This is a genomic window from Micromonospora sp. NBC_00330, assembly GCF_036136635.1.
Lineage (GTDB): Bacteria > Actinomycetota > Actinomycetes > Mycobacteriales > Micromonosporaceae > Micromonospora > Micromonospora salmantinae.
On record NZ_CP108012.1, the window covers coordinates 6377698 to 6398916 of the forward strand.

The window sequence follows — 21219 nt, forward strand, 5'->3', positions numbered from 1 at the left end:
CGAACGAAGGCCCCTTCCCGCCGAGCGCGGGAGGGGGCCTTCGTCGTCGGGCGCCCAGGCAGGGTGAAGAGCCATTTTTGGTACGACGACAGGGGCGGCCCGCCGAAGCGGACCGCCCCTGTCGGTAAAGGCGTTACGTCAGATCCGGCCACCGGTGGAGGCGTGGAAGACGTGGCTGCGACCGGCAACCGGCCTGACGAACACGGTGTCACCCATGTTCGGCATGTTGCGCCGGTCGGTGCGGACGACGAAGCGCTCCGAGTTGCCACCCAGCGCGGCGTGGCCGTAGACGTTGGCGTCCGAGCCGAGGTCCTCGACCAGCTCGACAACCACCGGCATGCCGCCCTCGGTCGGGCTGACCAGCTCGCAGTCCTCCGGGCGGAAGCCCACGGTGACCTTGCCGTCGCCACCCTCGGCGCGGGCCGCCTCGACCTGCTCGCGGGTCAGCGGGATCTGCAGCTCGGCGAACTCGGCGCCCCGCTCGTTCAGCGGAACGGTCTTGATGTTCATGGCGGGCGAGCCCATGAAGCCGGCGACGAACACGTTGGCCGGGGTGTCGTAGAGCGCCCGCGGGGTGTCCACCTGCTGAAGGACACCGTCGAGCAGCACCGCGACCCGGTGACCCATGGTCATGGCCTCGACCTGGTCGTGCGTGACGTAGACCGTGGTGACGCCCAGCTTGGCCTGCAGGGACGCGATCTGGGTACGGGTCTGCACGCGGAGCTTGGCGTCGAGGTTCGACAGCGGCTCGTCCATGAGGAAGACCTGCGGCTCGCGGACGATCGCCCGGCCCATCGCGACACGCTGACGCTGACCACCGGAGAGCGCCTTCGGCTTACGGCTGAGGTACTCCTCCAGCTGGAGCAGCCCGGCCGCCTCCTTGACCCGCCGGTCGATCTCCGACTTGGAGGTCTTGCGCAGCTTGAGGGCGAACGCCATGTTCTCGTACACCGTCATGTGCGGGTAGAGGGCGTAGTTCTGGAAGACCATCGCGATGTCGCGGGCCTTCGGGGGAAGGTGGGTGACGTCACGCTGGTCGATGTAGATCGAACCGGCGTCCACGTCCTCCAGGCCGGCGAGCATCCGCAGGCTGGTGGACTTACCGCAACCGGAGGGGCCGACCAGGACGAGGAACTCCCCGTCGCCGATCTCGAGGTCCAACTCGTTGACGGCGGGACGCTCTTGGCCCGGGTAGACCCGGGACGCCTTGGAATAGGTGACCGTAGCCATGGTGAAGCGCTTCCTTTCACCGGCAGGAACGTGCCGGACGATCCGAGTGAAGGAGCAACCGGCACGTGTCCGTGCCGGTTCAGCGGACGGCGGCGCGGTCGCGGGGGCGCCCGGTCGTCGTCCGTGTCAGTGAACCGTAAACGCGTTTACCCGTGCTGCCAAGGCGGGGGGCCGTCCAGCCCACCAGGCGGGCTACGCATTCCGGTCACTCGGGCACGGTCAGACATCAATCGACGCCGTGGGAAACGAGTCTGCGTCGGGTTGTTGACGATTCCCGTGCTCGGGAGGCCACGCCATCGGGATATCCGTACGTCAGTCGCTATGCTGACCTCGACGCACGCGCCCCTGTAGCTCAGCTGGCCAGAGCACTCGCCTTGTAAGCGAGATGTCGCCGGTTCGATCCCGGCCGGGGGCTCCAATTACATCAGACGTATCCGAGCGGCACCGCTGTGTTTCCGCCGGGCCGCCCCGAGGGGCAACCGGGCGTCGACCAAGTTCGCTATCGTGCCTCCGTCCCGCCATCAGGCGGCGGTCCACGGGGGAATGACAATGAAACACAGCACCACTCTGCTCATGCTGGGTCTGACCGGCGGTCTGTTGTTTGCTGCCGGCTGCACTCCGACGACTGAGCCCACGCGCACCGACGAACCGGTTGCGGCCACCGCCACCGCCACTGCCGCGCCGTCCCCGACGCCCGACGTCCGCGGTGAGCTGGTCGCGGCATTGCAGCGGTCGCATGGGGCTTCCCACCGGTACGCGGTGCGCGGCAACCTGCCCGAAGGGCAGAAGGTCAACGGCACGGGTGCCTTCGATCCGAAGAAGCGCCGTTTCCAGACCACGATCTCGGTCACCGGCGGGAAGTACCCGTCGGCGGGGAGCCGGACCGTGATCGGCAACGACAGTTACGTGCGGCCGTCCGACGACAAGAACTGGGTGCACGTCGATCTGAAGCGAGTGAAGCGCGACGACCCCTTCCTCCGCTTCGACTGGGTCGACCCGACCGGCCTGAAGGCGTTCACCTCGTCGATCGCCTCGGTGGACCGCGTCGACCCGCACACCTACACCGGCCGTTTCGACCCCACCGGCAAGGACGCCACGTCGTTCCTCCCCGTGGGCGCACCGAGCATCGTCTCGATCGGCATACGCCTGTCGCCGTTCACGATCACCACCGACGACAAGGGTTGGGTCACCTCGATCAAGGTCGAGCTGAGTCCCAGCGAGGGCCCGAAACTGACGCTGACCACCACCATGAAAGATCACGGAAAGCCCTTGAAGATCAACGCGCCGGCACGCGCTGGTGAGGCCGCCGACTTCTACTACCGCAAGTGACAGCCCAGCCGCCGGTGTCACTCCCGGCGGTAGCCTGGGGCCGGAGCAGCGCGGAGCTGGGCGGGGGTTGATGAGTCGGGCGGTGGAGGAGTCGAACCGGGCGATGCTGCGCGCCCGGGACGCGATGGACCGGGCGTACGCCGAGCCTCTGGACATTCCCGCGTTGGCCCGGATCGCGCACGTCTCGCAGGCGCACTTCATCCGTACCTTCCGGGCCACCTTCGGTGAGACCCCGCACCGCTACCTGCAACGCCGTCGGGTGGAGCGGGCGATGTCGTTGCTGGTGGAGACCGACCGGGACGTGACGGACATCTGCTACGCCGTCGGCTTCGGCAGCCTGGGCACGTTCAGTAGGACGTTCCGGCAGATCGTCGGGGATTCGCCCTCGGATTTCCGGCGTCAGCGCGTCGCGCCGGCAAACGTGCCGTCGTGCTTCACCAAAGCCTGGACCCGACCCAGCAGTTTTGGATAAGCCGCAGGTCACGGTCTACCTCTAGCGTCATGGGCATGACGATGAACGCGATCAGCCGCTCCCAGATCTACGTCCTCGACCAGGACGCCGCGCTTGACTTCTACGTCAACAAGCTCGGCATGGAGGTCAACACCGACCAGGACCTCGGCTTCATGCGGTGGCTCACTGTCAACCTGCCCGGCGACCCGGAGCGCGAGATCCTGTTGGAAAAGCCCGGTCCGCCCGCGCTGGACCCGGCCACCGCCGAGCAGGTTCGGGAGCTGCTCACCAAGGGTGCCCTCGGCGGGTACCTCTTCATGACCACTGACGACGCCCGCAAGACGCACGAGGATCTCGTGGCGAAGGGCGTCGAGATCACCGACGAGCCGACCGAGCGCCCGTACGGGATCGACTTCGGCATCCGGGACCCGTTCGGCAACCGGATCCGCATCGGCCAGATGTTTCCCCGGGCGTAGGGGCGGGCGATGAGCCAGGCCGCGGCGTTTCCCGTGGTACGACCGACCGCCGTCGGTCGGGACCGCCTGCTGTTGATCGGCGGGGTGTTCGCCGGCCCGATCTTCGTCGGCTCGGCGATCGCGCAGGCGGCGACCCGGGACGGCTTCGACTTCCGTCGCCACCCGGTCAGTGTGTTGAGCACCGGCGAGCTGGGCTGGATTCAGATCGTCACGTTCCTGGCCACCGGGGTTCTCTGCGCGCTGGCCGCCCAGGCGCTGCGCCGCCGTACCAGCGAAGGCGCCGGATCGGTCTGGCTGCCCCGACTGCTCGCGCTGTACGGCCTGGGCCTGGTCGGGGCGGCGATCTTCTCCGCCGACCCGGCCGACGGGTTCCCGGCCGGTACGCCTCGGGGCGCCGGTGAGATCAGTTGGCACGGGGGCCTGCACTTCCTGGTGGCGGCGGTCGCCTTCGTGTCGCTGATCGTCGCGACGGTGGTGGCCGCCCGTCGGGCCGCACGGCAGGGGGCGCGCGGTCGCGCCGCCTACGGCCTGGTGACCGGGATCTTCTTCGCGGCGGCCTGGGTGACGCTGATCGTCCGGCCGGCACCGGCCGTGATGGTGGCGTTCGGCCTGGCGGTGACGGCCGGCTGGCTGTGGGTGTCGGTCACCTTCGCGCGAGCGGCGTCCGGTCGGGCCGACTGAGCCGACAGCCGCAGGACCGGGAGGTACGGGTCGAACTCGTACCTCCCGGTGTGTTGAGGTGGGGGTCATGGTGACCCGGTTGCTGTACCTGACCCGACACGCCGAGCAGGATCTCTCCGAGCCGAGTGGGTCGGAGGCCGGCGAACCGGATACCGGCCTGTCGGAGCGCGGCCGGCGGCAGGCCACCCTGCTGGGCGAACGCCTGCGGGCCCGGCGGTTCGCCGCCGTCCACCACGGGCCGCTGCGCCGGGCCGCGCAGACCGCCGAGCTGGTCGCCAAGTCGCTGCTCGACGTCCCGGTGTACGAGACGGAGCTGGCCGGTGACCACCTCCCACACGACACCGATCCGGCTGGCCTGCCGTCCGCGTACGCCGAATTTTTGACGCAGTTCTCGGCGGCCGAGCGGGTCGACGGGCCGCGAGTGACTGCGGACGCGGTGCGGCGGTTCGCCGGCCCGGTCGCCGAGGGGCCCGCCGACGGCGAACCGGTCCGCGAGCTGGTCGTGACGCACAGCTTCCTGATCGCCTGGCTGGTGCGGCACGCCCTCGACGCGCCCCAGTGGCGGTGGCTGGGCTTCAACTCGCACAACGCGGGGCTGACCGTCATCCGGTACAGCGCGGCCGGCCCGCCGAATCTGGTGGCCGTCAACGACGTCGCCCACCTGCCGCCGGAGCTGCGTGCGACAGGCCTGCCCCCGGACTATCTGGTGTGAGTGCCGGTGGCCCGTAGCAGCAGCTTGACCACGTCCTGCGTGGCCGGTGGCGGGGGCCCCTCGGCCGGGCAGTCGACGTACCCGGTCTCGATCGTGCCGACGGTGACCCGGTAGGTGAACACGTCCGCACAGTTGGTCGGGCTTGTCGTCCGGCTTGCCTCGGCGGCCAGTCGGGGGTCGGCGGCCAGAGCTGTCAGGCGGCCGAGGTCGGCGGGGCTGAGCCGACCGGTACGCCGGCTGCCGGCCCGGTCCACAGCGGTCCACTGACCGTCCGGCTCGACGGTCACCACGTCACCGCGCCCGGCGAAGCCGCCGGAGCTTCGCAACATCACCCGGGCGGCCGCGCCGCTGGCCTGGGGGGCGGTGGTGGGGGCGGTGGTCGGAAGCAGGGTGCCGGTCGGGCCGGGAGCGGTGGTGACCGGGGGCTGGCTCGGGGTGGTGGGGGTGCGTTCGGCGCCGGTGCAGCCGGTCAGGAAGGCGACCAGTAGCGCGATGGCGGCGCCGGTTGTCGAGGTGGGTCTCATGGTCGTCGGACGCATGGTGGGCGGCGTCGGTTCCCTTGTCAAGAGCCTCACCCGAACGGCCATTGTCGATGTCTGGAAGCGGTCCGAGGCACCCTTCCTCCCTCCTGGTAGCTGAATGTACATGCGTGACTACCCCCGTCACACTCTTCTCCTTCCAGGAGGGCACGTGAAACGAGCTCCTGCCGCCGTCAGCGCACTGCTGCTCACCAGCGGCCTGCTGGCCTGCGTCGTCACCCCGGCGCACGCGGCCCCGCCCACCTCTCCCTCGCCGGACGCCTCCGCCGTGGCCCGAGCGGCAACCGTCCTACGGACGAACCCCGGCGCGGTCCAGGGTTCGAGCGCCGAGTCCTACCAGGTGCACAGCACCACTGTGGATGCCAGCGGCGCCGCCCACACCCGCTACACCCGCACCTACCGGGGCCTGCGGGTGTACGGCGGTGACTTCGTCATCCACACCGCACCAAACGGCACGTACGCCGGCAGTTCGGTCGGACTGGCCGCGCCGCTGACCCTCGCCACCTCGGCCAGGACCAGCGCGGCGGCCGCGAAGAAGGCCGCCAGCGCCCGGTTCGCCGGCAAGGCCGAGGCGGTGGGCACGCCGGAGCTGTTCGTCGACGCCAGTTCCGGGCAGGGTCGGCTGGCGTGGGAGACGGTGGTCAGCGGGTGGCAGCCCGACGGGCAGACCCCGTCCCGGCTGCATGTCATCACCGACGCCACCACCGGAGCGGCCGTCGGCGCCTACGACGAGATCGAGTCGGTGACCGGCACCGGCAACAGCCTCTACTCGGGCACGGTCAGCGTCGACACGACGCTCTCCGGCAGCACCTACCAGCTGGTCGACCCCTCCCACGGCAACGGGTCGACCTGCGACATGAACAACGGCACGTCGAGCTGCACCACGTTCACCGACGCCGACAACACCTGGGGCACCGGGGCCACCTCGAACCGGCAGTCCGCCGGCGTCGACGCCCACTTCGGCGCCGCCAAGACGTTCGACTACTACAAGAACACGCACGCCCGTAACGGCATCTTCGGCAACGGCACCGGAGTGCCGAGCCGGGTGCACTACGGCAACAACTACGTCAACGCCTTCTGGGACGGCTCCCGGATGACGTACGGCGACGGCTCGGGCAACGCCCGCCCGCTGGTCGCGCTCGACGTGGCAGCCCACGAGATGAGCCACGGCGTGACCGAGAACGTGGTCCCCGGCGGTCTGACCTACTCCGGTGAGTCCGGCGGCCTGAACGAGGCGACCAGCGACATCTTCGGCAACATGGTCGAGTTCTACGCCAACACCTCGGCCGACCCGGGCGACTACCAGGTCGGCGAGAAGATCAACATCAATGGCAACGGTACGCCCCTGCGCTACATGTACAACCCGTCGCTGGACGGCGGGTCCGACAGTTGCTGGTCGAGCAGCACGAAGAACAAGGACGTGCACTACTCGTCCGGCGTCGCCAACCACTTCTACTTCAACCTCGCCGAGGGCACCGGCGCCACCGCGTACGGCACCTCACCGGTCTGCGGTTCCGCTCCCGCGGTCACCGGCATCGGCCGGGCCAAGGCCGAGAAGATCTGGTTCCGGGCGTTGGACGTCTACTTCACCTCCAACACGTCGTACGTGAACACCGCCAACCCGGCGAACACCGCCCGTGCCTACAGCCTGCGGGCGGCCACCGACCTGCACGGCAGCTGCTCCACCGAGTACAAGGCAGTGCAGGCCGCCTGGACCGCTGTGAACGTCGCCGGCAACGACGCGCCCTGCTCGACCGGCAACGACTTCTCCGTGGCACTGTCGCCGACCGCCGGCTCGGTGAACCCGGGCAGCTCGGTCTCCACCACCGTCTCGACCGCCACCACCAGCGGCTCGGCGCAGACGGTGACGTTCTCCGCGTCCGGCCTGCCCAGCGGGGCGAGCGCCGCGTTCAGCCCCGCCTCGGTGAGCTCGGGCGGCTCGTCCACCCTCACCATCAGCACCTCGGCGAGCACACCGCCGGGCACCTACTCGGTCACTGTCAACGGCGCGGGGTCGGTCACCCGCAGCGCCACCTACCGGCTCACCGTGAACGGCACCGGCGGCGGCTGCACCGCGCCGGGGCAGAAGCTTGCCAACGCGGGCTTCGAGTCCGGTACGACCGGCTGGTCGGCCAGCTCCGGCGTGATCACCAGCGCCAGCAGCCAGCCGGCCCGCACCGGGACGTACAAGGCATGGCTGAGCGGCTACGGCAGCAGCCACACCGACACGCTCGCCCAGTCGGTGAGCCTGCCGACCGGCTGCTCGTCGTACACGGTCAGCTTCTGGTTGCACATCGACTCGGCCGAGACCACCACCAGCGTCGCGTACGACACGCTGCGCGTGCAGGTGCTGAACTCGGGCGGAACGGTGCTGGCCACCCTGGCGACCTACTCGAACCTGAACAAGGCCACCGGTTACAGCCAGAAGTCGTTCTCGCTGGCGGCCTACGCCGGCCAGACCGTCAACCTGAAGTTCACCGGCACCGAGGACTCCTCACTGCAGACGTCCTTCGTGGTCGACGACACAGCGGTCACCGTCTCCTGACCTGACGGCCCGGCGGCCACCCCTCACGGTGGTCGCCGGGCTCGCCGGTGCGGTTTCCTGGCAGTCCGCGTGACCTGACCCATCGCCGCGCCGTTATGGTCGCCGCACGGGTGCACGGCGTCGGCTCGCCAGATCGGCGCCGTCGGGCGGTGGCGCGGAAGGGGCGGACGTGTCGGACGCGGAGTTGACAGTCGAGGTGACCGGACCGGTCGCGACCGTGGTGATCCACAACCCGGCTCGGCGCAACGCGATGACCGCCGCCATGTGGCGTCAGCTTCCCGAACTGCTCGACAAGCTGGAGCCCGACCCCGACGTACGGGCGTTGGTGCTGACCGGCGCCGGCGACGCCTTCTGCGCGGGCGCCGACCTCGGTGACCTGGCCGAGCTGCTGGACGCCGGTGACGCCAGCATCGCGGTGGCCGCCGAGGAACGGCTGGCCCGGTTCGCCAAGCCGACGATCGCGACCATCCGAGGCGCGTGCGTCGGCGGTGGGGCTCAACTCGCTGTCGCCTGCGATCTGCGGATCGCTGCCGACGACGCCCGTTTCGGCGTACCGCCGGCCCGACTCGGGCTGGTCTATCCGGCGCCGACGACGCGCCGGCTGGCCCGGCTGGTCGGCCCGTCCGCCGCCAAGCTGCTGCTGTTCACCGCCGAGCTGATCGACGCCGAGCGCGCCCTGCGGATCGGCCTGGTCGACGAGCTGCTCCCGGCCGACCGGCTCGCCGCGCGGGTGGGCGAACTGACAGCGACGATCGCCCAGCGGTCCCCGCTGAGCATCGCCGCCGCGAAGGAGATCATCGACGAGCGCGCCGAGGCCGCGCGGATCGCCTGGTGGCACCGGAAGGTGACGACCACCGGCGAAGCTCGGGAGGGGGTGGCGGCGATCGCCGAACGTCGAACGCCCCGCTTCGCCTGGCAGCCCCCGACCGATCACTGACTGCGTTTCAGTCCGACGGATCTGAGCGGACGGTAGCCGTAAGCCCGTCCCACTCATCGCGAGATTTCGATCCCGGGTACCCGGTTCCCAAGCCGGTACGGCAGGCTGTCCGTCGTGCAGCGTGATCAGTTGCTTGCGGGCCGCTACCGGCTCCTGGAACGCCTCGGCAGTGGCGGCATGTCGGCGGTGCATCGGGCGTACGACGAGGTGCTCGAACGGGACGTGGCGGTGAAGGTGCTGGTCGCCTCGGACACCAACGCCCGACAGCGGATCCGAGGCGAGGCCAAGGCCGCGGCCCGGCTGTCGCATCCCCACGTGACGAGCGTCTACGACTACGGCGAGTCGGCGCTGGACGGTGCCCAGGTCCCGTTCGTGGTGATGGAGTTGCTCGGCGGTCACACCCTCGAACACCGGTTGGTGGTCGGGCCGTTGCCGCCGCGCGCCGGTCTGCGGGTGTGTGCCGAGGTGGCCTCGGCCCTCACCGCCGCGCATGAGCAGGGGTTGGTGCACCGCGACATCAAGCCGGGCAACGTGATGCTCACGCCGACCGGTGCGAAGGTGCTCGACTTCGGCATCGCGGCAGCCGCCGGCGCGCCGGAGATCGACTTCGAGGGGCGGCTGCTGGGCACGCCGGCGTACCTGGCGCCGGAGCGGTTGCAGGCCGGCGACGTGCTGCCGGCCAGTGACGTGTACGCCCTCGGCCTGCTGCTGTTCCGGGTGCTCACCGGCCGGTTGCCGTGGCCCGCCGAGGCGCAGACCGGGATGCTCCGCGCCCACACGCACGTCGAGCCGGACCCGCTGCCCCCGATCGACGGCGTACCGCCCGAGGTGCACCGGCTCTACCGCTGGTGCCTGGCCGGCGACCCCGCCGACCGGCCGTCGGCCGCCGACGCGGCAGGCATACTGCTCGCCGCCGCCAGCGAGGTCGCCCCCGAGGCGGCTGCCGTTGCCGCTGCCTCGGCGGCAGACGTCGCCGAACCGACCGGCCCCGAGCCGACCGGTGCCACAACCAGGGCCACAACCAGGGCCGCACCCACCGGCACCGGGTCAACCGACACCGAGCCGACCACGGCCGAGCAGGCCGGCGCCGAGCAGGCCGGCGATTCGGCCGCGCGGATGAGGCGCGGGCCGTGGCGTCGGGGGCGAGCCATTTTGACGGTCGGCGGCGTCGTGATCGCCGCTGTGGCGCTCGCCGGGTCGCTCGGTGACTTCAGCAATCGTCGACAGGGACAGAGCGCCGTGCCGACCGGCAGTGGCCCGGGCACCACCACTGTGGGGATGCCCCGCATCGAAGAGCCGACCGGCGCGGCCGATACCGGACCGTCCGCCGTGCCGCCGACCAGGAACACCGCGCCCGCTACAGGGATCAGCCCTCCGACCGGTCCGGGCGGGACACTGGTGCCCGGCCCGACGCCCGCCACTTCTGGCCCGACCCCGACCCCGACCCCGACCACTGCCGCGCCGACTCCCACCGCTGCCGCCGTTGTACCAGTCGACGCGCTCGGCGGGACGGTCACTGCTCGCTGCGTGGGAAAGTCGGTCGAGGTGCTCACCGTGGTGCTCGCGCCCGATTTCCGGGTCGAGGACTACGACAGGGGGCCAGCCAAGCAGATCGTTGTCGAGCTGACCTCCGCGCAGCACCGCAGCGAGATCCGGGTGCAGTGCCCCAGTGGCCAGCTGAAGTCGAAGGTCAAGGAACGCGCCGCCTGATCGGGGGCCGGCGGGTGCCGCGCCCGGGACGTACCCGGGACGCGGCCCCCCGTTCCCGCCGGCCGGTCCGTCACCGCCCGGCCAGCGCCGTCCAGCCCGGGTTTCCCGGCTCACGGCGCAGCGGCATTCCCGCCTCCGCCGGCGTCCGGTCCCCCTTGCGCTGGTTGCAGGCGTAGCAGGCGGCGGTGGTGTTCCGCCAGGTGTTCCGGCCGCCGCGCGAGCGGGGCAGGATGTGGTCGATGGTCGAGGCCGGGCCGCCGCAGTACGCGCAGCACCTGTTGTCGCGGCGCAGCACACCGGCGCGCGACCAGGCCGGCCCGGAGTTGAACCTCCACCGGGTGACCACGAAGCGGACCAGCCGCACCACCCGGGGCATCGGGAAGACCCCGATCACCCGGTCCGGCTCGGCCTCGTGGATCTCGGCCACCCGACGGCAGAGCATGCGGACAGCGTGTTGGACGGTGACCCGGTGCAGCGGGCCGAGGTCGGCGTTGATGACGAGGACGGCGTCCACCGGGACTCCTTTCCAGAGGTGACGGACAGCAAGAAGCCGCCCGGTCCGGCTGTCGGACGGGGCGGCTCAGCGCGTACGGGTACGCGTCAGTCGGGCCGGCCCGCCCGGGGACCTTCCGCTCGGTAACCGTCGCCGGGCAGCGTCGACGGCACTGTGGTGACGTGCGACATCGTCATGAGCTGCTCCCGCGGTGGTGGTTGACCTTGCGCGCTCACGGTAGGTCGACGGGGGAGACAGGGGCAACGTATTTCGATCGGCCGGCCTCGTCGGGACGCCGCTGGCGGCGGGTGCGGGGAGCTGCCTTCGCCGCAACCTGGGCGGTGGTCAGCGGCCGGTTCAGCCGCAGGGCCATTCGTGCGGTGAGTTCGCTGTCCAGCAGCGGCCGGTTGACCTCGCCGGCGACCGCGAGGGCGGGCCCGGAGACCGACCGCCAGATCGCGGCCAGCCCGGCGCCGAGGCCCACCAGGGCCACGGTCGCCCGGGTGGTCGGTGAGCCGGCGGCCGCGGCGGCACTCACCCCGACGACCGCGAAGAGCACCAGCAGCAGGGGTACGAGCACCGGCCAGAAGATGCCTCGGGCCGCCTGCGCCACCAGGCGGCGGTCCCGGATGATCAGATTCCTGGCGATCACCGCGTAGTCCTCCTCGTCGAGCAGGTCGCGCGGGTGCAGGCCACCGGTGAGCACGTCGCGCCAGAGGTCACCCTGGCCGCGCAGCGCCCGGCTCAGGGTGGCGGGCGTCGGCTCGGTCGGGTCCTCGTGGCCGGCGCGGTCGACGGCACTCGCCCAGGCCGCCAGCGAGCGGCGCACCACAGCGGCCGAGTACGGCGGCAGGACGCTGGCCAACTCGTCCAACCACCTGCTGATCTGGACCTGCCGGCCGCCGAACTGGCGCAGCAACTGTGTGACGTCGCCGGCTCGGACGGTGTCGGCCACCGATCGACCCAGTCGGTAGGCCAGCCCGACCCGGTGGTTGGCTGCCATCGCCCAGCGCAGCACCTCCACGTTGAGGTCGTCGAGGGCGAGCAGCAGCGGCACCGGGTCGGCGGGGTCGGGCTGGCCCAGGTCGGGGAGCAGGGCTCGGGCGGCCGACGTGTCGGGTACCGGCCCGGTGTGCCGGGTGAGGTCGGCGATCTGGGCCAGGGCGACGTCCACCCCGTCGAGGTACATCCGCATCCGACGGTGGACGGACATCTCGGTGAGGTTGGAGAGTTTGGCCGGCGGTACGGCCGGGCGGGCCTCGACGAAGGCGCGGGGCTCCGCGTGCTGCCCGTGGTGGTAGGCGTCCGCCATCCACCAACCCAGCCGGAGCGCGGTGACGATGCAGGCACGCTCGTCGCGGATCAGCGGGTACGCGTCGTCGCGGCCGATCTCGTCGATCGACGAACCGTCTTCCGCGCCGGCGCGGTGCAGTGGTGACATCTCCCGCTGCCCTCCCGCCCGGCCGATCGACGGTTGATCATTCGAGCGTACGGCAGCGTACGGTGGCTTATGTTGTGTTTTGTCGATTTGGCCTGGTGCGACCGGCAAGCAGCCCACGCGGTCGGATCGAGCGCACCGGCTCGGCCGCGCCACCCTCGGCGCGCAGGATGTGGTTCGCGGCGATGATCCCCGTCGCGGCCGAGCGTTCCATCAACGCGCTCGGGAAGTCCGTGGCGATGCCGTCGCCGGCCAGGTAGAGGCCGTTCGCGTCGGTGCGTACCCCCGGTCGCCAGGCGTGGCTGCCCGGCGTGAACGCCGGCGCCTGCGCCTCCACCCGGGCCCGCAGCTCACGGACGCGCAGGTCGCCGGCCTCCGGCCAGAGCACGACCAGCTCGCGGCGCATCCGCTCGGCCAGCTCCTCGGCCGGCACGCCGGGCTCGCAGGCGTACGCGTGCAGCTCGACGACCGACCCGCCGGTCTGCTGCGCCCAGCGCCGCGGCTCGTTCTCCAACCGGTGGTAGAGCGTCACCGAGTCCAGAGTGGGCTGGCGGGACACGCCGCTGAACACCGCCCGCTCGGCGGCCACGTCCCCGTCACACCAGTACCGCGCCACCGCGTACGGCGGGCCGGGGGTGCCGAAGGCCGGCATCCGTGCCGCCAGCTCGGGTGCCTGCTCGGCCAGGTCCGGGGAGGCCGCCACCAGCGCGGCGAGCGCCGGCGGGTCGACGGCGAGCACGACATGACCCGCCGGATGGCTGCCGCCGTCGGTGGTCGTCACCCGCCAGCCCTCGGCGTCCCGGTGCACGCCGGTGGCGGCGCAACTGGTGAGGATCCGGCCGCCGTGCTTCTCCACGTGCCGGGTCAGCGGCTCCCAGATCGCCGTGGCGTAGTCCTCGTCGGGGCAGTCGAAGGCCAGCCCCTCCGGGTTGCCGAGCAGATAGAAGTGGAACTGGGCGACCATCTCGGCGGCCGACATCTCCGCCTCGTGGTTGAAGAACGAGTGCGAGAAGACCTCGAACAGCATCGCCCGCGCCCGGTCCGGCAGCCGCAGCGACGCCAGCAGCTCGTCGGCGGTGCTGTTGTCCAGGTCGGCGTAGGTTTGCACCGGGTCGTAGCTGAGCAGCGGCAGCGCCGCGTCCCGGTCCATCAGTCGCAGGTCGGCCAGGCGCAGGCTGGGGCTGCGCAGCAGCAGCGCCAGCAGGTTCGCCGGCGGCGCGGGTGGCAACCTGCCGAACTCCTCGGTCGGCCACTGCTCGCTGAGAATCGGGTAGCCCGGAATCGGCTTGAGAAAGCCCAGGTCACTGTCGATCCGGCGGAGGATCGACCGCCAGTTGTAGTACTGCCGGAAGAACGCGTGGAAGCCGTGCTCGTTCTGCTGGTGGCCGTCGGCGAGCGCCTCCGGCCAGGCGCCCAGCCGGCCGCCGAGGGTGGGTGCCGCCTCCAGCACCGTGACCGCCACACCCCGCTCGGCCAGCACCACAGCCGCCGACATCCCGGCGATGCCGCCACCCACCACCAGCGCCGTGGTCGGTCGCGGCACGCGGTCGGCGCCACCGCCGCCCGGGTCCACCTGGTGCTGCCGTACGCCGATCAGTCGACCTACCACTTGCGACAGCGCCATGGGCCCAGTCTGCCCCACCTCGGCTCAGTCGGCCGGTAGGCAGCGGCGGGGGCGGTCGGAGGCGGGCCAGACGTACTCCAGATCCTCCGGCACGTCGTCGCCGAACAGCGGGCGGTAGTGCGCCGGGTCCTTGCGCAGCAGCGACGAGCGGTGACTCAGGTGCAGGTCGTCGCGGCCCAGCCACGGTGGCAGCTCACCGGCTCGGGCCAGCTCGTCCTGGGTCCGGATCACGCCCGCCCCGCAGGCGGCGGCGAGGTCGACGGTCATCGTGGTGGCGCAGGTGTCGGCCCGCCCCGGTTCGGTCCAGACCGCGCACATGTCCAGCCCGTAGCGGACGAGCGCCTCCTCGTACCCGGCCCACATCTTCACCGCCGGGTGGTTGCGCCAGCCGTACCCGGGTCGGGTGAGTCCACGCAGCACCTGGATGGCTTCCACCCGCTGCTTGCCGAGCCGCTTCTGGTCCAGCGTGCGAGCGCTGGCCAGAAAGCCCGGATACGGGAGGAACGTCTGCATGTCGCTGCTCTACCCGTCGCCGGGGCGGACATACCTGGCCACGGGATGATCCGGACGGGGTCGCCCACCGTGGCCGTGCTGATTACGATCCGGGCATGGCGGAGCCGTGGCGGGACCGGGCGCGACGGGCGGTCGAGTGGAACTGGCGGCTGCGGTCCGTCGGTGATCCGCGCCCGCACTACGTGATCTGTGGCAAGGACGCGCTCGCCTACTACGTGGCCCGGGCGATGCTCGAATCCGAGCTACCGGCCGGTGGCGCCCGGGTGACGGTCGTGGTGCCGGAGCGTTACCGCAGCAACGGGCCGGACGTGGCCGGGCTGCGCGGCGTCCGGGTGGTCCGCTCGGACCGGCTGGACGTGGCCACCTTCGAGGCCGCCGGTCTGGCCGGCGCGACCGGGCTGGCCCTGTTGCACCAGGACGACGTGGGCAACCTGCACGCCGCGCTCTGCGCCCAGGCTGTCGACCAGCGGGTCCGCCAGGTGCTGCGGATGTTCAACGGCACCCTCGCCGACGGCGTACGCAAGCTGCTCAAGGCCCCGGTCGAGGTGCTCTCCGACGCCGAGATGGCCGCGCCGGCCTTCGTGGCTGCCGCGCTCAACGAGGTCGACCCGAGTTCCTTCCAACATCGGGACAAGACGCTGCGGGTGGCGCGTCGGGCCGACGTCCGACCGCAGGACGTGGTCTGCGCGTTGGCGCACCTCAGCGAGACGCAGGGTGTGGAGCTGCTGCCGGCCGAGCAGGCCGGCGCCGACCTGGTGCTCGCCGAGGCGACCGGTCAACCACCGGGCACCGAGGTCGCCGCCCGCCGGTTGGTCCGGGCACGTCGGCGGCGTCGTCCGGTCGCTGTGGTGCTGGGGGCCGTACGTGGCTTCGCCACCCGCAAGATCGGCATTGCGGTGATGGCGGTGCTCGCGCTGATCGCGGTGCTGGGGGCGCTGATCTCCCGAGCCGAGGACGTCTCTCCGCTGGAGGCGCTGTACCTGACGCTGGTCACCACGCTCAGCGGCGCCGACCCGGACACCACCAAGGCGGCGGACGCCCAGATCATGCAGGTGGTGCTCAACCTGGCCGGGTTGGCGCTGATCCCACTGATCACCGCCGTCGTGGTGGACGGCATCGTCAACGCCCGGCTGGCCCTGCACACCGGCCGCCTGCAACCCCCGCGGGTCGGGCACGTGGTGGTGATCGGCCTGGGCAACGTCGGCACCCGGGTGATGGCGCAGCTACGCGAGTACGACGTCGAGGTGGTGGCGATCGACAAGGATCCGGAGCCGCGCGGCGCCGCCCTGGCCCGCCAACTGGAGGTGCCGCTGATCGTCGGCGACGCCGCGTTGCCGGAGACGCTGGTCGCCGCCTCGGTGGCCGACTGCCAGGCGCTGGTGGTGGCGTCCACCGACGACGTGGCCAACCTGGAGGCGGCGCTCGCTGCCCGCGACCTCCGCGCCGACCTGCGCGTGGTGCTTCGGCTCTTCGACGGCGACTTCGCCGAACGGGTGGAGGAGACCTTCGCGCTCGGCGTGTCCCGCTCGGTCTCCTACCTGGCCGCCCCGGCCTTCATCGGGGCGCTCACCGAACGCGCCGTGATCACCACCATCCCGGTCGACCGGCACGCGTTGCCGGTCGCCGAGGTGCCGGTCGCCGCCGGCTCCGAGCTGGACGGCCGACCACTGGGTGTGGTCAACCGGGACGGGCAGGTCCGGCTGATCGCCCGCACCCCGGCGGGCGGCGCCAAGACCATCTGGTGGAAGGACCTGGATCCCAGGCAGGTGATCTTCGCCGGTGACCGGCTGACAGTCGTCGCCCGGCGGCGAGGGTTGGACTGGCTGACGCGGCACTGCGCCCCACCGGCCCACCCGATCCCGGTCCCCCGGCCGGCCGGGGCGGTCCACGGCGGGGTGCACACCCCAGCGGCGGCGTCTCCCGCGGTGCCGGGCCAGACGGACCCGGGGGCCGGCGTGGCGCACCCCGTTGCGCCAGCCGGGGGCGCCTCCTCGACAATCGCTGGCGGCCCACCGGACGACTTCGAGCTGACCCGCCGACATGACGGGAACGGCGAGGTGAACTGACACCCCCGGCGCAGCCGACCATTCGACGCGGAGGTGTTCCTTGGGCAAGGAGACTGAGCCCACTCGTCGTCCTGAAGCTGGAGCAGCGTCTACCGAGAGCTTCGACGGTCAGCGGCTGCGCACGGTCCTTACCGCACTGGAACCGTGGCAGCGTGTTGCGTTCGCGGTTAGTTGCGTCGAGGTTCTGGTGCCGTCCTACACAAAGTTCAGCGAACCGGACCAGGTCGGTGACGCTGACCTCGTCCGGGCCAGCGTCGATGCTGTCTGGTCGGCCTTGGCAGGTAATCAGCCGGCCGTGCACCATCCCGAGTTGCCCTCGCCGGACGCAGTGAAGGAGCTGCTGCCCTCAGAGGATGACTGGAATGACTGGGCACCTCAGGCGGAGGATGCGGTCGCTTCGCTCGTCTACCTGATCGAGCTGCTGGGCAGCGATGACGTCACTTACGCCGTCTACACCGCCGAGCGGGCATATGCGGCGGTCGACGAGCTCTCGGCTCGGGAGCAGGACCTTGAGGTGCTTCACGCCGATGACCGTGAGGCTCTGCTTGGGTCGCCGTCAGTCCAGGTTGAGCTGCGGCGGCAGGTCGAGGCTCTCACAATTCTCGGAGACCCGGCCGGCGATCGGACAGCAGTCGCTGAGCTTCGCGCCGCTGCTCGACGAACTCCGGTCGGTGGTGTCCTGTAACTGCCGTGGGACGACGATGTGTTAGCGGCGATCCGACTTTGTCGGGGCGTACGTTGTGCGTACACTCGGGTGGTGAGTGCGAAGGCGGAGCGGCTGCACCTGCGGGTGGATGAGCAGCAGAAGGCGTTGCTGGAGGCGGCCAGTCAAGCCGCCGGAGACAGCGTCTCGACGTTCGTGTTGAAGGCGGCGACCGAGGCCGCGGCGGATGTGCTCGCCGACCGGCGGGCGTTCCTGCTCGACGAGGACGCCTGGCGGGTCTTCGACGAGGCGTTGCAGGGGCCGGCCCAGGACGTCGCCGGGCTGCGGGAACTGTTGACCGGCCCGACGGTGCTCGACCCGCCGACTGATGGTGCGCCACTGTGAGTTCCCGCTTCTCGGCGGTCGAGCCGCTGTCGGCCGAGTTCGCGGTGACCGGGTTCGACTGCGGATCCCGCGCGCAATCGGTGTGGCTGGTCGAGCATGCCCTGCAAGCCCATCGGGCGGGCTTGTCCCGGGTGTACGCGGTGCGGGACAACGAGCACCCCGATCAGCGAGTGGCCGGCTACTACGCCCTGGCTGCCGGCAGCGTCGCCCCCGCCGATGCCTCGCCTCGCCTGCAGCAGGGGGCCGGCCGCTACCACCAACCGGTGGTGATCCTGACTCGGCTCGGGGTCGACCGCAGCGCCCAGGGCGTCGGACTGGGCCGAGCCCTGGTGGTCGACGCACTGCGGCGGATAGCCGCCGCCTCCGAGGTCATCGGCGTACGTGCGGTGCTCATTCACTGTGAGACGGAAGCCGCCCGCGACTTCTATCAGGGGCTGGCGAAGTTTGAGGCCAGCCCTACCGACCCCATGCACCTGTTGCTGCTGATGAAGGACCTTCGCCGCGCGGTCAACGGCTGATCGGTCAGCCGGAACCGGCCGGAGCTGAGCGACAATCGACGGCATGCGTTTCCGCATCCTGGGGCCGACCCAGGTGGTACTGGCCGACGGGCGAGAGGTCCCCGTGGGCGGTCCGCGGCTGCGTGCCCTGCTGGCGCTCCTCCTGCTCGACGCGGGTCGGGTGGTCTCCGCTGAGCGCCTGATCGACGGCCTGTACGGGGAGCATCCGCCCCGGGGTGCCGCCAACGCCCTCCAGTCCCAGGTGTCGCGACTGCGCCAGGCCCTGCCCGCCGGGCACGACCCGGTCGAGTTTCACCCGGCCGGCTATCGCCTGGCCGTGGACCCCGACGATGTCGACGCGTACCGGTTCGAACGGCTCGCCGAGGCGGGACGACGCGCGCTCGTCGACGGGGACTGGCCCCGGGCGGCGGCGGTGTTGCGCGAGGCGCTGGAGCTGTGGCGCGGTCCCGCCCTGGCCGATGCCGTCGGCGCAGCCGGCGCGCCCGCGCAGGCGGCCCGGCTGGACGAGTTGCGGTTGGCCGCCATCGAGGATCGGGTCGAGGCGGACCTGGCGTTGGGCGCACAGAGCGCGCTGATCGCGGAGTTGCGGGAGTTGGTCGTCGCGCATCCCCTGCGGGAGCGCTCGCGGGGCCAGCTGATGCGTGCCCTGGCGGCACTGGGTCGGCCGGCGGAGGCGCTGGCCGAGTTCGAGGACGCCCGGCACACGCTGGCCGAGCAACTCGGCGTCGACCCGTCGGCGGAGTTGGCCGCGGTCCACCTGGCGGTGCTGCGCGGTGAGGAACGCGGGTCTGCCGAACCGGTGCTGCCGAGTCAACTCACCACCTTCGTCGGGCGCGAGGAGGAGCTGAAGCGCGTCGGCGACCTGCTCGTCGAGCGCCGGCTCGTCACCCTCACCGGCCCCGGGGGCGCGGGCAAGACGCGCCTGGCGATCGAGGCCGCGGGCCGGGTCGACGGGGAGGTCCGTTTCGTCGAGCTGGCCGGGCTGGCCGACGGTTCGGACGTTCCGCAGGCGGTGCTGAGCGCGCTCGGCCTGCGCGACGCGGGCCTGCGCGCACCGGCCGAGCCGGGCTGGCAGACCACCGACCGGTTGGTCGAGGCGCTCGCCGAGCGGCGACTGTTGCTGGTGCTCGACAACTGTGAGCACGTCCTCGTCGACGCGGCCCGGCTGGCGGCCCGGTTGCTGAGCGCGTGCCCGGCGTTGCGCGTCCTGGCCACCAGTCGGGAGCCGCTCGGGCTGGCCGGTGAGGCGCTGTGTCCGCTGTCCGGGCTCACAGTGCCACCGCTCGGCGCGTCCGCGCTGGACGCCGACGACTACGCGGCGGTCGGTCTCTTCGCCCAACGGGCCGCCGACGTCGCGCCCGACTTCACCGTCACGCCGGCCAACGTCGAGATGGTGCTGCGGATCTGCCGCAGCCTGGACGGCCTGCCGCTGGCGATCGAGTTGGCCGCCGCGCGGCTGCGTGCGTTGTCCGTCGCCGAGGTGGCCGCCCGTCTCGACGATCGGTTCCGGCTGTTGTCGACGGGCAACCGGGCTGTGTCGCCGCGACACCGCACCCTGCGGGCGGTGGTCGAGTGGAGTTGGGATCTGCTCGACGACGCCGAACGGGAAGTGGCCCGACGGCTGACCGTCTTCGCCGGCGGGGCCACGCTGGAGGCGGCCGAGCGGGTCTGCGGCCTGCCCACCGCCGAGTTCGTCGACGCGCTCACCGGTCTGGTCGACAAGTCCTTCGTGGAGATGACCGGCGGCCGGTACCGGATGCTCGAAACGGTGCGGGCCTTCTGCGCCGAGCGTCTCGCCGAGGCCGGCGAGGCTGACCAATTGCGTCGCGCGCACACCGCGTACTTCCTGGAGTTCGCCTGGACCGCCAGCGACCACCTCCGCTGCGCGGAGCAGCTGCACTGGCTGCGACGGCTGGACGCCGAGCGGGACAACCTGCACGCGGCGTTGCGCCGGGCCACAGCGGCCGGTGACGCGTCCGACGCGGCCGGAATGGTCGCGGCCCTGTCGTTCTACTGGTGGCTGCGCGGCATGCGCGGGGAGGGGGCGCGGCTCGCCGCCGACGTTCTCGAACTGCTCGGCACCGAGGCGCCACCGGGGCTGGGTGAGGAGTTCGCCCTCTGCGTCTACAACGCCTCGCTCGCCGGCTCCGGCCCTCTGCGGTCCCTCGGGACGCAGCGGTCCGTGATCCGCAGCCTGGACCGGCCGCCCCGACAGCCGTTCCTGCTGTACCTGTCGGGGATTTCGACCGGGCCGCCGTCCGGAGGCGCCGAGGATGTCGACGAGCTGATGGCGGAGCTGCGACGGCTCGTCGGCCCGGACCCGTGGATCAACGCGCTCGGCGCGATGGGCAGCGGCTCGGCGCTGATGTGGAGCGACCAACGGGACCGGGCCAGGGCGGCGCTGACCACCGCGCTCGACGGCTTCCGCGGCACCGGGGACCGGTGGGGCACCATGATCACCCTCGGTGCGCTTGGTGAACTGGCCGCCTGGCAGGGCGACGCGGAGACCGCAGGCGCCCACATGGACGAGGCCATGGGATTGGTCGAGGCCCTCGGGTCGGCCGTCGACCAGGCCGACATGCTGCGTACCCGGGGAGAGACGAGGCTGCGCGCCGATGACCTCGCGGGGGCGCACGACGACTTCGCCGGTGCGCTGCTCCTCGCGCAGCGCAGCGGCGCGCCCGAGTTCGTGGCCAGCGCCCGGCTCGGTCTCGCCCAGGTGGCCCGCGTGCGCGGAGACCTGGCCGCCGCGAGGCGGTTCTGCGAGGAGGCGTTGGCCGGCGGACTCACCGGCTGGTACGTCGGCGAAGCCGCCCGTGCGGAGATCATTCTCGTCCTGAAGGAGATCACCGAGGCGGAGAAGGTCGGTGCGCCGCCGTCAGCGGACGGTGCGTGACCGGTCAGCGCCC

General features: G+C 71.6%; 19 protein-coding genes and 1 tRNA gene. 14 read left to right on the forward strand and 6 right to left on the reverse strand.

Annotated elements, in window-relative coordinates; genetic code table 11:
* Positions 1 to 138: 138 nt before the first annotated feature.
* Positions 139 to 1230: an ABC transporter ATP-binding protein gene (locus tag OG598_RS29055; protein WP_210780867.1), complete on the reverse strand. Its 1092-nt coding sequence runs from the start codon at positions 1228 to 1230 to the stop codon at positions 139 to 141.
* A 341-nt stretch (positions 1231 to 1571) separates the two neighbouring features.
* On the opposite strand from OG598_RS29055, the gene OG598_RS29060 reads away from it, so the two are divergent.
* From OG598_RS29060 to OG598_RS29085, 6 genes are all read left to right on the forward strand, one after another.
* Positions 1572 to 1648 (forward strand) — tRNA-Thr (locus tag OG598_RS29060).
* Between the two features lie 131 nt (positions 1649 to 1779).
* On the forward strand, positions 1780 to 2559 hold the full coding sequence (locus OG598_RS29065; protein ID WP_328651911.1) for a hypothetical protein: 780 nt from the start codon (positions 1780 to 1782) through the stop codon (positions 2557 to 2559).
* Positions 2560 to 2629: 70 nt separating this feature from the next.
* Entirely contained in the window at positions 2630 to 3031 is a 402-nt protein-coding gene (locus tag OG598_RS29070) for an AraC family transcriptional regulator (RefSeq protein WP_328651912.1), read from the forward strand.
* Positions 3032 to 3066: 35 nt separating this feature from the next.
* Complete coding sequence (locus tag OG598_RS29075; protein WP_088952055.1) at positions 3067 to 3486, forward strand: VOC family protein; 420 nt, start codon at positions 3067 to 3069, stop codon at positions 3484 to 3486.
* Between the two features lie 9 nt (positions 3487 to 3495).
* Positions 3496 to 4167 carry a DUF998 domain-containing protein gene (locus OG598_RS29080; RefSeq protein WP_328651913.1) on the forward strand — a complete coding sequence of 224 codons (672 nt, stop codon included), beginning with the start codon at positions 3496 to 3498 and terminating at the stop codon, positions 4165 to 4167.
* Between the two features lie 67 nt (positions 4168 to 4234).
* Positions 4235 to 4879 carry a histidine phosphatase family protein gene (locus tag OG598_RS29085; RefSeq protein ID WP_328651914.1) on the forward strand — a complete coding sequence of 215 codons (645 nt, stop codon included), beginning with the start codon at positions 4235 to 4237 and terminating at the stop codon, positions 4877 to 4879.
* Here OG598_RS29085 and OG598_RS29090 read toward each other — a convergent pair.
* Positions 4867 to 5403 (reverse strand): hypothetical protein, encoded by a 537-nt coding sequence (locus tag OG598_RS29090; RefSeq protein ID WP_328651915.1) that lies wholly within the window; start codon positions 5401 to 5403, stop codon positions 4867 to 4869. The two genes, OG598_RS29085 and OG598_RS29090, sit on opposite strands and share 13 nt — an antisense overlap.
* 166 nt (positions 5404 to 5569) lie before the next feature.
* Here OG598_RS29090 and OG598_RS29095 point away from each other — a divergent pair, with 166 nt between their 5' ends.
* From OG598_RS29095 to OG598_RS29105, 3 genes are all read left to right on the forward strand, one after another.
* The gene (locus OG598_RS29095) at positions 5570 to 7963 is read left to right on the forward strand and encodes a M4 family metallopeptidase (RefSeq protein WP_328651916.1); all 2394 of its coding nucleotides are present in this window, start codon (positions 5570 to 5572) and stop codon (positions 7961 to 7963) included.
* A 169-nt stretch (positions 7964 to 8132) separates the two neighbouring features.
* Positions 8133 to 8900 (forward strand): enoyl-CoA hydratase/isomerase family protein, encoded by a 768-nt coding sequence (locus tag OG598_RS29100; protein ID WP_328651917.1) that lies wholly within the window; start codon positions 8133 to 8135, stop codon positions 8898 to 8900.
* Between the two features lie 114 nt (positions 8901 to 9014).
* The gene (locus OG598_RS29105) at positions 9015 to 10610 is read left to right on the forward strand and encodes a serine/threonine-protein kinase (RefSeq protein ID WP_328651918.1); all 1596 of its coding nucleotides are present in this window, start codon (positions 9015 to 9017) and stop codon (positions 10608 to 10610) included.
* Positions 10611 to 10680: 70 nt separating this feature from the next.
* Here OG598_RS29105 and OG598_RS29110 read toward each other — a convergent pair whose 3' ends face one another.
* From OG598_RS29110 to OG598_RS29125, 4 genes are all read right to left on the reverse strand, one after another.
* Positions 10681 to 11124: an HNH endonuclease gene (locus OG598_RS29110; RefSeq protein ID WP_328651919.1), complete on the reverse strand. Its 444-nt coding sequence runs from the start codon at positions 11122 to 11124 to the stop codon at positions 10681 to 10683.
* A 211-nt stretch (positions 11125 to 11335) separates the two neighbouring features.
* A complete protein-coding gene (locus tag OG598_RS29115) occupies positions 11336 to 12544 on the reverse strand; it encodes a hypothetical protein (protein ID WP_328651920.1) in 1209 nt (402 codons plus the stop codon).
* Between the two features lie 67 nt (positions 12545 to 12611).
* Positions 12612 to 14165, reverse strand: coding sequence for an FAD-dependent oxidoreductase (locus tag OG598_RS29120; protein WP_328651921.1), 1554 nt, complete (start codon positions 14163 to 14165; stop codon positions 12612 to 12614).
* A 24-nt stretch (positions 14166 to 14189) separates the two neighbouring features.
* Positions 14190 to 14678 (reverse strand): MSMEG_6728 family protein, encoded by a 489-nt coding sequence (locus OG598_RS29125; RefSeq protein WP_196920042.1) that lies wholly within the window; start codon positions 14676 to 14678, stop codon positions 14190 to 14192.
* A gap of 95 nt (positions 14679 to 14773) precedes the next feature.
* Between OG598_RS29125 and OG598_RS29130 the strand changes: the two genes are divergently transcribed.
* The 5 genes from OG598_RS29130 to OG598_RS29150 all read left to right on the forward strand — a co-directional run bounded on the left by OG598_RS29130 (position 14774) and on the right by OG598_RS29150 (position 21206).
* The gene (locus OG598_RS29130) at positions 14774 to 16744 is read left to right on the forward strand and encodes a potassium channel family protein (protein WP_328651922.1); all 1971 of its coding nucleotides are present in this window, start codon (positions 14774 to 14776) and stop codon (positions 16742 to 16744) included.
* A gap of 40 nt (positions 16745 to 16784) precedes the next feature.
* Entirely contained in the window at positions 16785 to 17429 is a 645-nt protein-coding gene (locus tag OG598_RS29135; protein ID WP_328651923.1) for a DUF416 family protein, read from the forward strand.
* Between the two features lie 72 nt (positions 17430 to 17501).
* Positions 17502 to 17792 (forward strand): type II toxin-antitoxin system TacA family antitoxin, encoded by a 291-nt coding sequence (locus tag OG598_RS29140; RefSeq protein ID WP_238683057.1) that lies wholly within the window; start codon positions 17502 to 17504, stop codon positions 17790 to 17792.
* Positions 17789 to 18310, forward strand: a complete 522-nt coding sequence (locus OG598_RS29145; protein ID WP_328651924.1) for a GNAT family N-acetyltransferase — start codon at positions 17789 to 17791, stop codon at positions 18308 to 18310. The genes OG598_RS29140 and OG598_RS29145 overlap by 4 nt, the downstream gene beginning before the upstream one ends.
* 43 nt (positions 18311 to 18353) lie before the next feature.
* Positions 18354 to 21206, forward strand: a complete 2853-nt coding sequence (locus tag OG598_RS29150; RefSeq protein ID WP_328651925.1) for a BTAD domain-containing putative transcriptional regulator — start codon at positions 18354 to 18356, stop codon at positions 21204 to 21206.
* Positions 21207 to 21219 lie beyond the last annotated feature (13 nt).